At 73.8% G+C, this 11,767-nt stretch carries 10 protein-coding genes and 1 pseudogene; 9 read left to right on the forward strand and 2 right to left on the reverse strand.

Annotation, left to right across the window (positions count from 1 at the left end):
- Positions 1-20: 20 nt before the first annotated feature.
- Both sbnB and ACZ63H_RS12250 read left to right on the forward strand, forming a co-directional pair.
- Positions 21-1,022 carry a 2,3-diaminopropionate biosynthesis protein SbnB gene (gene sbnB, locus ACZ63H_RS12245; protein WP_469864029.1) on the forward strand — a complete coding sequence of 334 codons (1,002 nt, stop codon included), beginning with the start codon at positions 21-23 and terminating at the stop codon, positions 1,020-1,022.
- A 110-nt stretch (positions 1,023-1,132) separates the two neighbouring features.
- The gene (locus ACZ63H_RS12250; RefSeq protein WP_469864031.1) at positions 1,133-1,984 is read left to right on the forward strand and encodes a 4'-phosphopantetheinyl transferase family protein; all 852 of its coding nucleotides are present in this window, start codon (positions 1,133-1,135) and stop codon (positions 1,982-1,984) included.
- A 208-nt stretch (positions 1,985-2,192) separates the two neighbouring features.
- On the opposite strand, the gene ACZ63H_RS12255 is transcribed toward ACZ63H_RS12250, so the two are convergent.
- Positions 2,193-2,975 (reverse strand): AfsR/SARP family transcriptional regulator, encoded by a 783-nt coding sequence (locus tag ACZ63H_RS12255; protein WP_469864033.1) that lies wholly within the window; start codon positions 2,973-2,975, stop codon positions 2,193-2,195.
- Between the two features lie 626 nt (positions 2,976-3,601).
- Between ACZ63H_RS12255 and ACZ63H_RS12260 the strand changes: the two genes are divergently transcribed.
- From ACZ63H_RS12260 to ACZ63H_RS12275, 4 genes are all read left to right on the forward strand, one after another.
- Complete coding sequence (locus tag ACZ63H_RS12260; RefSeq protein WP_469864034.1) at positions 3,602-3,772, forward strand: hypothetical protein; 171 nt, start codon at positions 3,602-3,604, stop codon at positions 3,770-3,772.
- Entirely contained in the window at positions 3,769-6,057 is a 2,289-nt protein-coding gene (locus ACZ63H_RS12265) for a TOMM precursor leader peptide-binding protein (RefSeq protein WP_469864036.1), read from the forward strand. Before ACZ63H_RS12260 ends, ACZ63H_RS12265 begins: the two co-directional genes overlap by 4 nt.
- Positions 6,058-6,271: 214 nt before the next feature.
- Entirely contained in the window at positions 6,272-7,396 is a 1,125-nt protein-coding gene (locus ACZ63H_RS12270; protein ID WP_469864038.1) for a sensor histidine kinase, read from the forward strand.
- Between the two features lie 20 nt (positions 7,397-7,416).
- Positions 7,417-8,028 carry a response regulator transcription factor gene (locus tag ACZ63H_RS12275; RefSeq protein WP_467933283.1) on the forward strand — a complete coding sequence of 204 codons (612 nt, stop codon included), beginning with the start codon at positions 7,417-7,419 and terminating at the stop codon, positions 8,026-8,028.
- Between the two features lie 257 nt (positions 8,029-8,285).
- On the opposite strand, the gene ACZ63H_RS12280 is transcribed toward ACZ63H_RS12275, so the two are convergent.
- Positions 8,286-9,131 carry an NADH oxidase gene (locus tag ACZ63H_RS12280; protein ID WP_469864040.1) on the reverse strand — a complete coding sequence of 282 codons (846 nt, stop codon included), beginning with the start codon at positions 9,129-9,131 and terminating at the stop codon, positions 8,286-8,288.
- Positions 9,132-9,481: 350 nt separating this feature from the next.
- Here ACZ63H_RS12280 and ACZ63H_RS12285 point away from each other — a divergent pair, with 350 nt between their 5' ends.
- From ACZ63H_RS12285 to ACZ63H_RS12295, 3 genes and pseudogenes are all read left to right on the forward strand, one after another.
- Entirely contained in the window at positions 9,482-10,051 is a 570-nt protein-coding gene (locus tag ACZ63H_RS12285; protein ID WP_469864042.1) for a hypothetical protein, read from the forward strand.
- A gap of 98 nt (positions 10,052-10,149) precedes the next feature.
- Positions 10,150-10,302 (forward strand): annotated as a pseudogene (locus ACZ63H_RS12290) (Uma2 family endonuclease); the annotation flags it as partial.
- A gap of 263 nt (positions 10,303-10,565) precedes the next feature.
- Entirely contained in the window at positions 10,566-11,339 is a 774-nt protein-coding gene (locus ACZ63H_RS12295; RefSeq protein WP_469864044.1) for an SDR family NAD(P)-dependent oxidoreductase, read from the forward strand.
- The last annotated feature ends 428 nt before the right edge of the window (positions 11,340-11,767 follow it).

The raw sequence follows: 11,767 nt of genomic DNA on the forward strand, positions 1-11,767 counted from the left end.
CGGAAGGAACTGATTCCGTCATGCTCATCCTGCGACACAGCGAGGTCGCGCGGCTCCTCGACGGCTGCGAACTCGACACCATGTCGGTCGTCGCGGACGCCTACCGCCTGCACGAGCAGGGCGACACCGCGGTGCCGCACTCGACGTTCCTGAGGTTCCCCGGGCAGCCCCGGGACCGCATCATCGGGCTGCCCGCCTACCGGGGCGGGCAGCGGCCGGCCGCCGGCATGAAGTGGATCGCCTCCTTCCCCGCCAACATCGAGCGCGGGATCCAGCGGGCCAGCGCGGCGATCATCCTCAACTCCCTGGAGACGGGCCGCCCCGAGGCGCTGATCGAGGGCTCGCTGATCTCCGCCAAGCGCACCGCGGCGAGCGCGGCCCTCGCCGCGGAGCTGCTCACCCGCGACCGCCGCCCCGACGGCCTGTCGCTGATCGGCTGCGGGGTGATCAACCTGGAGATCCTGCGCCACGTGCACGCGGCGCTGCCGGACCTCACCTCGCTCGCGGTGTACGACAGTTCGCCCGAGCGGGCCGCCGCCTTCGCCGCCCAGGCGGCCGAGGCGGTGCCCGGGGCGCGGGTGCTCGTGCTCGACAGCGCGGAGAAGGCGCTGGCCGCGCACGGCCTCGTCGCGATCGCCACCTCGGCCATCGAACCGCACCTGGACCTGGCTGCGGCCGAGCCCGGCACGGTCGTGCTGCACATCTCGCTGCGGGACCTGCTGCCCGAGTCGCTGGCCGGCGCGTGCAACATCGTCGACGACACCGAGCACGCGCTGCGCGAGCGCACCTCCCTCGACCTCGCCGTCCAGGCGGCGGGGCACCGCGACTTCATCGCCCCGACGATCGGCCGGCTGCTCCTGGACGAGGACCGCGGCGAGGGGTTCCGCCCCGAGCCGGGCCGGACGGTCGTCTACGCCCCGTTCGGCCTCGGCGTCCTCGACATCGCCCTGGCCGACCACGTCCTCACCGCCGCCCGGGCCCGGGGGCTCGGCGTGCGGGTGGAGGGTTTCCTGCCCGCCTGACCGGCCGGGAGCCCTCGCCACCGAAGCAGGGCCAGGGCCGGTACCTCCCCCGGCCGGCCCTGGCCCTTCCCTGTTCCGGCGCCGCCCGGCTCCTCGCAGAGAGGCACGTCATGCCCCGAACCCCGCCCGCCGCCGACGCTCCCGACCGGGCACTCCACCGGACGGTCCCCCGGGGCCGCGCGCCGTCGGTGGGCGACGGCACCGGCCGCTTCGGCCGGAGCAACGCCGTCCACGTGTGGCACGGCCGGGTCGCGGACCTTCCCGACCCGGCCGACACGGCCCTGCTGGACGACACGGAACTGCGCACGTTCCGGCGCCGCGGCGCGCCGTTCGCCGGCCGCTACGCGGGCGCGCACGCGGCCGTGCGCCGGATCCTCGCGGATCACTACCTGGGCGGGCCGCCGGCCGCGATCCGGTTCGGCCGGCACCGGTGCCCGAGGTGCGGCGACCCCACGCACGGGCGGCCCGGGATCGTCTCACCCCGCACCCGGCTGGACTTCAGCCTGTCGCACTCCGGGCCGTACTGGCTGCTCGCCGTCACCGCGGGCGGACAGGTGGGCGTCGACATCGAGGAGCACACCGGGCGCGGTTTCGGGGACGCGCCCCGGATCGCGCTGTCGGACGCCGAACTCGACGTGCTGGGCGGGGCCGGGAACGAGCGGGAGTACGAGGAGGTCTTCCTCCGTGCCTGGACGCGCAAGGAAGCGGTCCTCAAGGCCGTGGGGGTGGGCATCGTCGCCGACCTGCGCGCCGTGAACACGCTCGCCCACGGCCACGGGCCGCTCCGCGTCGACCACGAGGAACCCGGCGGTCCCACGAGGTGGACCGTCCAGGACCTCGCCCTGGGTCCCGGCCGCTCGGCGGCCCTGGCCCGCGAACACGCCCGCCCGGGCCCGGTCCTCCTACGGCACGCGATCGTGCCGACGCCTCGCCCCGGCCGGGCCTCCGGCAGCCGGGCGTGACCGCCGGACCCCTGGCGGTCCGGCACGACCCGCCGCCGGGAAGCCGGTGCGGCCGCGCCCCCGACGCCCGGCGGCGCCCCCGCCCCGCGGCCCGCCGGGCGCCCGCCCGGGCCCGTTCCGCCGGGCGGGCGTCCGGGCCGTCGCGCCTTTCCCCTGCTCTCCAGCTTGTGCGCAGTGCCGTGGAACTGCGCACAGGCTGGAGCCCCCGTCACCCTGTCGGACCGGCCACGAGATCGCCCCGGCCGGGCAGCGCCGGCGCGAAGTCGTCCGCCAGGATGGCCTGGTGGGCGCTGCGCAGGGTCGGCCCCGGATCGACCCCCAGCTGTTCGCGCAGCAGGCCGCAGCCCGCGTGGAACGTCTCGAAGGCCTCGGCCTGCCGGTCGCTGCGGTGCAGGGCGATCATCAGCTTCGCCCGGAACGTCTCCCGCAATGGGTGCGCTCCCACCAGCTGCGTGAGTTCGCCGACCAGCTGCCGCTGCCGGCCCAGCCGGAGATCCGCGTCGATCCGGCTCTCCAGCACTTCCATCCGGGCCATCTCGATCCTGGACCGCTCGTTGTCGACCAGCGCGTCCGTCACCCCCGTGAGGGTGGGGCCGCTCCACAGGTCGAGCGCCGCCCGGAACCGGGCCGCCGCCTCGGCGATCCGCTCCGCACGCATCAGCGTCTGGCCCTCTTTGGCCAGCTTGTAGAACTCGTCCAGATCGAAGCGGGCACCCCCTCTCTCGATGCGGTACCCGCGGCCGCACCGCGTGATCGTCGCATCGCCGTGGAAATGACCCCGCAGCCGCGAGGCGTAGGTGTAGATCTGTGCCTGATACGTGGCGGGAGGCCGCCGTTCCCACAGAACCCCGCCGAGGTCCGAGTCCGAGACGACCCAGCCGTCGGCGAGCAGGAGGGCGGCGAGTATGGTCCGTTGCTTGCAACCGCCCAGTGGAGCCTCCACCCCGTCGGACCACAGTCCGACGGGCCCGAGAACGCGGAACTCTAGCATGACCGTGAGTCAGCTCCCATCTGTGTCTCCCTGTGCGTACACGACGACAACTCCTGCCCGTTGCTTACGGATTGGCGGGTCAGGATCTCCTTGGCGACCATCCCCCTGGGGTCACCGAACGAGGTGCCGATCAGCTTCTGCGGCTGGCCGTGTGGGGGGAGGCGGACGAGCAGCTGCCGCTGTTCGGCCGCGGTCGGGGGGATCCGGACGCCGGCCGACTCACGTCGAGCGGGCCCGGCTCACTGATCTCCATGGCAACTCCAGGTCGATTCACCTGAATCGGCGGGCCGAAGCCCGGTGTAGTCGACAGTGCCACGCGGTGCGGGCCCGGCCCAGTGCCGTCGTACCGGAGCCGGTGTGTGTTCCTCAGGTGCTGGATCATGAAGAAATCACGGTGCCGCGCCCCGCGGCCCCCCGCCCCGGTGGATCACCGCAGGCCGGCGGCGCCTTGTCGGCATCGCAGGGGGATGTCCCGAGTCCGCCCCGAACGCCGTGGGACGGCCCCGTGTGAAAAGTTCACCCCCCGCTGGTGATCCGCACACTGGGTGCGCTCCCCCGCGCTTCGCAGAATCGTTCCCGTAACCAAGCGAGCCCATGGCAAGCCCACTGCGAAGGGAACGATCGCGATGACCCCGCACACCCCGCACCAGGGCACTTCGAGACACACCCCCGTCACCGCCGCGCCGGCCGGTCAGCTGGTGATCGAGAACCTGGACGTCCCGGCCGAACAGTGCGGCGCGCTGTTCACCGTGACGTACACGAACGTCGTGGCCGCGCCGGCGAGTCCCGCCGCATGACCGCCACCGGGACGCACCGCGGCGCCGCCGGCCTCCTCGGCTTCAAGCGTCACCTGCGGGCCGCCGTCGTGCCCGGAGAAGCCGCCTACCTGCTCTCGCAGCGCGGGGTCACCGCACTGCGGGGGCTGCCGGCCGAGGTGCTGGCACCCCTGCTGGACGGCACCCGCGACCGGGAGACGGTGATCCGTGACGCCGCCCCGGCCCTCGACCCCGACGCGGCCCGGTCGGCGCTCGCCGCCCTGGAGGCCGCCGGCCTGCTCAGGCTGCACACCGCCCCCGCCGCCACGGCGCACCCGTCCGCCGCCGCGGCCGAGGCCTACTGGGACCTCGCCGGACTGGACGGCGGGCGCGCCACCCGCGACGTGGCCGGGGCCCTCGTACGACTCGTGGCCCTGCCCGGAACCGACCCCGCCCGGCTGCGCACGGCGCTGCGGGAGTCCGGCATCCGGGTCGCCGGCGCCGGCGAGGACGCCGCCTTCGCGCTCGTCCTCTGCGACGACTACCTCGACCCGGCCCTCGCGGACGTCGACGCCGCCCTCCGCGACCAGGGCACCCCGTGGCTGCTGGCCCGTACCGGCGGCGCCGACCCGTGGGTGGGGCCGGTGTTCCGATCCGGTACCGGGCCCTGCTGGTCCTGCCTGGCCGTCCGGCTGCGCGGCCACCGCCGCTCGGAACTGCCGCTCCAGCGCCATCTCGGGCTCGCCGGTCCCGCGGACCGGCCGACGGCCGGCCTGCCCGCCTGCGCGTCGGCGGCGGCCCAGCTCGCCGCCCTGGAGACCGCGAAGTGGCTGGCCGGCATCCGGCACCCCGGCCAGGGCGCCGTACACATCCTGGACACCCTGCGGCTCGCCTCCGCCGCGCACCCGGTGGCCCGGCTGCCGCAGTGCCCGGTGTGCGGCGACCCGCGGCTCGTCGCCCGGCGCGTGCGCGCCCCGTTCGTCCCCGTGTCCCGGCCCAAGGCCGACCAGGAGTCCGGCGGCCACCGGGCACTCACCCCGCACCAGATGCTCGACCGCTACGGCCACCTGGTCGACCCGGTCACCGGCATCGTCAAGGAGATCAGCCGGGCGAAGCACTGCCCGGACTTCGTGGAGTCCTTCCTGTCCGGCCAGAACCTGGCCATGGGCGCGGCCTCCCTGGCCGGACTGCGCGCCGGACTGCGCGCGCTCAGCGGCGGCAAGGGCGTCACCGAGACCGAGGCCAGGACCAGCGCCCTGTGCGAGGCGGTGGAGCGCTACAGCGGCACCCGGCACGGCGACGAACCGGTGGTGCGGGACACGTACGCCGCGCTCGGCCCGGCCGCCGTGCACCCGGGCGCCTGCCAGCTCTACGCCGACCGCCAGCTGCGCGACCGGCGGGCGTGGAACGCCACCGGCTCCTGGCTCAGCCACGTGCCCGAGCCCTTCGCCGAGGACCGCCCGACGGACTGGACGCCGGTGTGGTCGCTGACCGGCGGCACCCAGCGGCTGCTGCCCACGTCCATGCTCTACTTCGGCCAGGAGCCCGCCGCCGACGGCCTGTGCGCCGACTCCAACGGAAACGCCGCCGGCAGCAGCCCCGAGGACGCCCTGCTCCAGGGGTTCCTGGAACTGGTGGAGCGGGACGCCGTGGCACTGTGGTGGTACAACCGCCTCCGCCGGCCCGCCGTGGACCTCGACGGCGCGGACGAACCGTACGTCGAGCGGATCCGCGCCGGCTGCCGGCGGGCCGGCCGCGAGCTGTGGGCGCTCGACCTCACCTCGGACTTCGGCATTCCGGTGGTGGCGGCGTTCTCCCGGCGCACCGACGGCCCCACCGAGGACATCGTGTTCGGCTTCGGCGCGCACTTCGACCCGCGGATCGCGCTGCGGCGCGCGCTGACCGAGATGGGGCAGCTGCTGCCCGCGGTGGCACCCGGCCCCGGCGGCACCGGGTACGCCGTCCCCGACCCGGACCCGGTGCGCTGGTGGCGCACCGCCACCCTCGCCAACCAGCCCTATCTGGCGCCGGATCCGGCGGCCCGGCCGGCCCCGGCCCACGGTCGCGGCCACCGGCCGCGGACCGATCTGCGCGACGACGTCACGGCCGTCACCGAACTGGTCCGGGAGCGCGGCATGGAGCTGCTCGTCCTCGACCAGACCCGTCCGGACCTGCAACTGCCCGTGGTGAAGGTGATAGTTCCCGGAATGCGCCACTTCTGGCCGCGCTTCGCGCCCGGACGGCTCTTCGACGTCCCGGTCGCCCTCGGCATGCTGTCCGAACCGACCCGCTATGCCGACTTGAATCCCGTGCCGATGTTCGTTTAGCCCGGCAACTTCTGACCGGCGACTTCCTTCACCTATTATCCCTCTCAGTGCGCGTGGCCGCGGGCTAGCGGAGGGGGCCGGTAGGACGATGTCGCCACACAACGCTTTTTCACATTCGGCCGTCGAAACGGCGGAAGAACCCGAACCGCCCGGTGCGCAAACGGAGTCGGGGCCGCCCGACGCGCCCGCGCCGCGCCTGGCCCGGGTCATCCTCATGGCCGCCCTGCTCAGCTTCCTGCTCATCACGATGCTCAACGTGCTCAGCGCGGGCCTCGGCACCGGCATGAACCTGGTGGCCCTGGCCTGCCTGGCCTCGATCTTCGCGCTGCAACTCAGACATTCGCGACCGGAAGCGCATCGGGCCCCCTGGCGGCGAAAAGCAGTCGCTCTGGGGGTCCAGGCACTTCTGACCTACCTTCCCATCCTCGTCTTCCAGGCCGAATGGGGCGGCATGGCCGGGTTCTTCGCCGGCTCGCTGCTGCTCCTGCTGCCACCGCGCCTGGCCTGGCCGCTGTACGCCGCGGTGGGCCTGTCGATGCTGCTGCCGCCGGCGCTGGAGGGCCGCTCGGTGCTGGACAGCGTCTATCTGTGCCAGTCCACGCTGCTGACCGGTTTGATCGTGTTCGGCCTGAGCCGGCTGGCCGACCTGGTGCACGTCCTGCACGACACCCGCGGCCAGCTCGCGCGGATGGCCGTCACCAAGGAACGGCTGCGCTTCGCCCGGGACCTGCACGACCTGCTCGGCTACAGCCTCTCCGCCATCACCCTGAAGAGCGAACTCATCCACCGCCTCGTCCCGGCGCATCCGCAGCGGGCCCTCGCGGAGATACGCGATGTGCTCGCCATCTCCCGGCAGTCGCTGGCCGATGTGCGCACGGTCGCCAGCGGACTGCGCGACATGTCCCTGGCGGAGGAGATCACCACCGCCGAGGGCCTGTTGACCGCCGCCGAGGTGGACATCCGCGTCACGCTGCGGCTGGGGACGATGAGCCAGCAGGTCAGCACCGTGCTCGCGGCCGTGCTGCGCGAGGCGGTCACCAACCTGCTGCGGCACTCCAAGGCCGACGTCTGCGTGATCGAGGCGGTGCAGGAGGAGGGCCGGGTGCGGCTGCGGGTGGAGAACAACGGCGTGGACCCCGACTACCGGGATCCGTCCGCGCACAGCGGCAGCGGCCTCGGCAACCTCGCCACCAGGATGCGCGAGATCTCCGGCGAGCTGACGACCGACCGGGGACCGGACGACACCTTCCGGCTCGTCGCCGAGGCCCCGGCCTTCCCCGAACGACCCCGGTCCGGCGCCGACACCGTGGTGCCGATGACCCGAAAACCGGCGGCCTGAGCCGGAGAGGAGAACCGTCGGTGGCCATTCGCCTGCTGCTGGCAGAGGACATGAACATGGTGCGCGGCGCGCTGGTGGCGCTGCTCGACCTGGAGGACGACCTGGAGGTGGTCGCCGAACTGGAGCGCGGCGACGAGATCGTGGACGCCGCGCTCGCCTGCCGGCCCGATGTGGCGATCATCGACATCGACCTGCCCGGCATCGACGGCCTGACCGCCGCCGCCCGCCTCAGGGAGAAGCTGCCCGAGTGCCGGACCCTGATCCTCACCAGCCTCGGCCGGCCCGGCACCCTGCGCCGCGCGCTCAGCGCCCAGGTCAACGGCTACCTCCTCAAGGACGCCCCGCCGCCCGAACTCGCCAACGCGGTGCGCCGGGTGGCCGCCGGGCAACGGGTCATCGACCCGCAGCTCGCGCTGTCCGTCTGGGGCACCGCGGAGACCCCGCTGACGGAACGGGAGACGGAGGTGCTGCGACTGGCCGCGGAGGGTCTGGAGGCCGGCGAGATCGCCGACCGCCTGCACCTGGCGTCCGGCACCGTGCGCAACTACCTCACCACGGTGGTGACAAAGCTCCTCGCCCGCAACCGTGTGGACGCGATCCGCATCGCCCGCGAGGCGGGCTGGCTGCCGTAGGGGGCGGACGATACGGGCCCAAGGGCCTGGCTGCCGTAGGGGGCGGCGGTAGGGGCCGAGGGGCCTGGCTGCCGTGGGGGGCGGACGATACGGGCCGAGGGGCCTGGCTGCCGTAGGGGCGGCGGTACGGGCCCAAGGGCCTGGCTGCCGTAGGGGCGGCGGTACCAGCCCAGGAGCCTGGCGCCCCCGTGGGCCGTCTCCCGGCCGCTCACGGTACGGCGTTCCCAACCGCGCACGACGCCACCGTTCCCCGGCGCTCACGACGCCGCGGCACCGCCGAGGTGGCCTTCGGCGGAACTCCGGGGGCTGTCCCCGGGGCCGCGCGCGGGGCGGCACCGGAAGCCGTAGCCCGGATCGCTCCCGGGGCCGTACCCCAAGTCGCCGCCGAAGTCGCCCCCGGGGTCACCCCTGACGGAGTTCCCGGTCCGGTCCCCGGGACCGCCCTCGAGGTCGCTCGCGGGAAGGACGCGGGGAGGTGCCGGATCATCCTCCGCCTCGGCGGTCAGGCCCGCCGCGGCGAGATAGTCCAGGATCCGCTCGGCGACCCCGGCCGGCAGCGCGAGCGCGGCCGAGACCTGGTCGGGCGTGACCGGCCAGGCCAGCCGGCCCAGCACCCAGACGGCCTCCGGGCGGTGGACGAGCACACGGTAGGAGGAGCCGGGGGACTGCACGGTGACGCCGTCGCGGCCGACGGTGAGCGAGACCCCGCTGGGCAGCCGCACGGGTCGCCGGCCGGGCAGCTTCGCGAGGGCGAAGTGCGCGACCGGCGACACGGGCGTGGCCGACAGCAGCGGGCCGGCTAAGTCGTCGATGCCCAGCGTGCGGACGATCAGGTGGGAGAGCCGTTCCAGGTGGAGCAGCAGGCAGTACCAGACGTCCTGGCCCGCCGCGTCCCCCGCCCCGGGTTCCAGGTTGGCCAGCAGGACCGGCCCCAGCTCCATGCGGCGCAGCGCCTCCGCGACCACCGGATGCGGCGCGGTGACCCGCTCGGTGCCCCAGTGACCGGTGAGCACCAGCTCGCCCTCGAGATCCCCGGGCTCGACCACCACGTCCTCGGCGAGCGACCAGAGGTCGACCGTGGGCCCGCCGGCCTCGTCCGGCATGACAACCTCCTCCTGGGCGCCTTCTCGCGGAAACACCCAGTCGCGTTCACCGGGCACCTGATTGTGGGTCGGCACCGGGTGCGGTGGACACCTAGCCCGTCACAGCCTCCGCGTGAAGATTTCACGCGGGCGCGGCGCGGGCGGAAGGACCGGCTCCCGGGTCGCCCACCGACCCGTCGACCGGTGGGGGCACGCGTCCCCGACGACCGGTGGGGGCGCGCACCGTCCCCGCGCCGAGCGCCCCCGAGATTCCCGCTCCCCGGCCCACCCAACCCCTAGGGGACCTGCCCGGGACCGCTGGGGGATGGTCCCGATACCCCGTGCACGCCCCGGACCGCGAGCGTAGGAACATGACCTCGACGCCCCCCGCGACCCGCCTCTCCCGACTGTGCTGCGTCCTCATCCCCCTCCTGCTGCTGTCGTACGGCGTGCTGCGCCTGATCGACGGCATGGACGGCACCCACGGCCCGGGGATGGCCTGGGACCTCGGCCACTTGTGCTTCCTGGCCGCGTTCCTCCTGCTGGGCACCCTGGTGAGGGAGCTGCGCGGCCTGGTCCCCGCGGCCGGCGCCCGGATGAGAACCGCGGTGCGTGCCGCCACAGCCGCCGGACTGTTCGGCGCGGCCTGCTTCGTGTGGGTGATCCTGGGCGACCTGTTCCCCGCCCTGTCCGAGACGGCCCCCCTCCCCGCCCCCCTGCAACTGGCGGGCCCCCTGGCCTTCCAGCTCGGCCTGCTCACCCTCCTGATCATGCTGGTCACCACCCGCCCCAGGCAGCTCCCCGCCTGGAGCCCGGCCCTGGTCTTCCTCTTCTTCCTCCTGATCACCGTCAACCTCGACCTGATCCCCCTGGCGTCCTTCCTCCTCATGGCCGGCCTGACCCCCCTGACCCGCAACCGCGGCCCCCGCATGGCGCAGTAGGCGTCCGCGCCGGTAGGGCACGCTGCTCCGAGACGAAAGGCGGTCGGCCGGATGACCACCACCTGGGCCCCGTCAGGCCGAATCGCTACGGCCGCCCCATGACCGCACTGCCCGCCTGGACGCACCCGCCGCGCGAGGAAGGCCGTTTCCCCAAGGACCTGGCCCTCCTCCCCGAGGCACCCCGCCACACCGAGCTGATCGACGGAGCGCCCGTCTTCATGACGTCACCGCAAAGGTCCTGGCGCGGCCGCCCCATCGCGGTCCGGCCCGGCTGTCGGGCAGGACGACTCGAGCGGCCGCGCCCGGGTGGTGGGCCGCCGAGGTGCGGGCTCCGTCGCCGTGCCGAAGAATCGTGAGCGTCCGGGGGCGTCCGGGTCCTCCCGGGCAGCCCGGCGCATGCCGGTGCATCGCCTGCGCGGCAGGAGGCCTGGTCGGGGTGAGCGCGGGGTGCCGTAGGCGCGACGGGACGCGGCCCGCTGCCGGGCGGGCCGCACTTCTGGAGGTGTACCGCCCCATGCAGATCGATCTGAGCGGACGTACCGCGCTGGTCACCGGGTCGACGGCGGGGATCGGGGAGGCGACGGCGCGGGCGCTGGCCGCCGCGGGCGCGGATGTCGTGGTCAACGGCCGTAATGCCGACCGTGTCGCCGAGACGGCGGAGCGGATCGGGGGACGCGGCGTCACGGCCGATGTCGGGACGGCCGGGGGAACGGCCGACCTGATCCGGCAGCTGCCCGACGTCGACATCCTGGTCAACAACACCGGCGTCTTCGAGACCAGACCCGTCTTCGAGATCACCGACGCGGACTGGCTGCGCTTCTACGAGGTCAACGTCCTCTCCGGTGTGCGCCTGGCACGCCACTACGCACCGCGGATGGCCGGGCGCGGGTGGGGTCGTGTGATCTTCGTCAGCAGTGAGGCGGGCGTGCAGACACCGACGGACATGGTCCACTACGGAATGACTAAGACGGCCCAGCTCGCCGTGTCGCGCGGCATGGCCCAGGAGGTCGCCGGCACCGGGGTGACGGTGAACTGCGTACTGCCCGGGCCGACGATGAGCGACGGCGTGCTGGCCATGTTCGACGAGCTGTATCCCGGCCTCGACCCGGACGAACAGGAGCGGCGCTATCTGGCGGAGAACCGCGCGGCCGCGTCCCTGCTCAAGCGGCTGATCCGGCCCCACGAGGTGGCCAGCATGATCACGTACGTGGCGTCGGAGCACGCCTCGGCGACCACGGGCAGGGCGCTGGGCGCCGACGGCGGACTCGTCCCCACGATCATCCCCTGACGGGGGCCCGTGACAAGGCCGCGCCCTGGCCGGACCGCCACGGGCCGGCCAGGGCGCGGCTCACGATCGCCTGTGGACGTGTCCGGCCGCCGCCGTCGGCGCTGCGGGAGCGCCACTTGCATTACCCCGCGTCTGCAAGTATCGTCGTTGACAACAAGGCGCGTCTGCAATCACATGGGACGTGCGTCCGGCTCGAAGAGCGTGGCCGTGCACCGAGTGCCCGCGCCCCCTCGGCAGAGCTGGTGGCCCGCTAGGCGCCTGTCCACCGACGACGCCTCACCGCCCGCGTCAGGGGAACCCCCGACGTGGAGACACTGATCGAGAACTGATCGAAAAGGCACCACCATGTCGCTGAAGAACCTCCTTCCCGGCCGTCTCGGCTTCGGCACCGCCCCGCTGGGCAACATGTTCCGCGCGATCCCCGACGA

Source organism: Streptomyces sp. NPDC104831 (assembly GCF_055583025.1).

Excerpts from the sequence above, each read along its gene's own strand:
- ACZ63H_RS12260 (WP_469864034.1), top strand. The coding sequence starts at position 3,602 with ATGACCCCGCACACCCCGCACCAGGGCACTTCGAGACACACCCCCGTC.
- ACZ63H_RS12285 (WP_469864042.1), top strand. The coding sequence starts at position 9,482 with ATGACCTCGACGCCCCCCGCGACCCGCCTCTCCCGACTGTGCTGCGTC.
- sbnB (WP_469864029.1), top strand. The coding sequence starts at position 21 with ATGCTCATCCTGCGACACAGCGAGGTCGCGCGGCTCCTCGACGGCTGC.
- ACZ63H_RS12295 (WP_469864044.1), top strand. The coding sequence starts at position 10,566 with ATGCAGATCGATCTGAGCGGACGTACCGCGCTGGTCACCGGGTCGACG.
- ACZ63H_RS12280 (WP_469864040.1), bottom strand. The coding sequence starts at position 9,131 with ATGCCGGACGAGGCCGGCGGGCCCACGGTCGACCTCTGGTCGCTCGCC.
- ACZ63H_RS12250 (WP_469864031.1), top strand. The coding sequence starts at position 1,133 with ATGCCCCGAACCCCGCCCGCCGCCGACGCTCCCGACCGGGCACTCCAC.
- ACZ63H_RS12255 (WP_469864033.1), bottom strand. The coding sequence starts at position 2,975 with ATGCTAGAGTTCCGCGTTCTCGGGCCCGTCGGACTGTGGTCCGACGGG.
- ACZ63H_RS12270 (WP_469864038.1), top strand. The coding sequence starts at position 6,272 with ATGGCCGCCCTGCTCAGCTTCCTGCTCATCACGATGCTCAACGTGCTC.
- ACZ63H_RS12265 (WP_469864036.1), top strand. The coding sequence starts at position 3,769 with ATGACCGCCACCGGGACGCACCGCGGCGCCGCCGGCCTCCTCGGCTTC.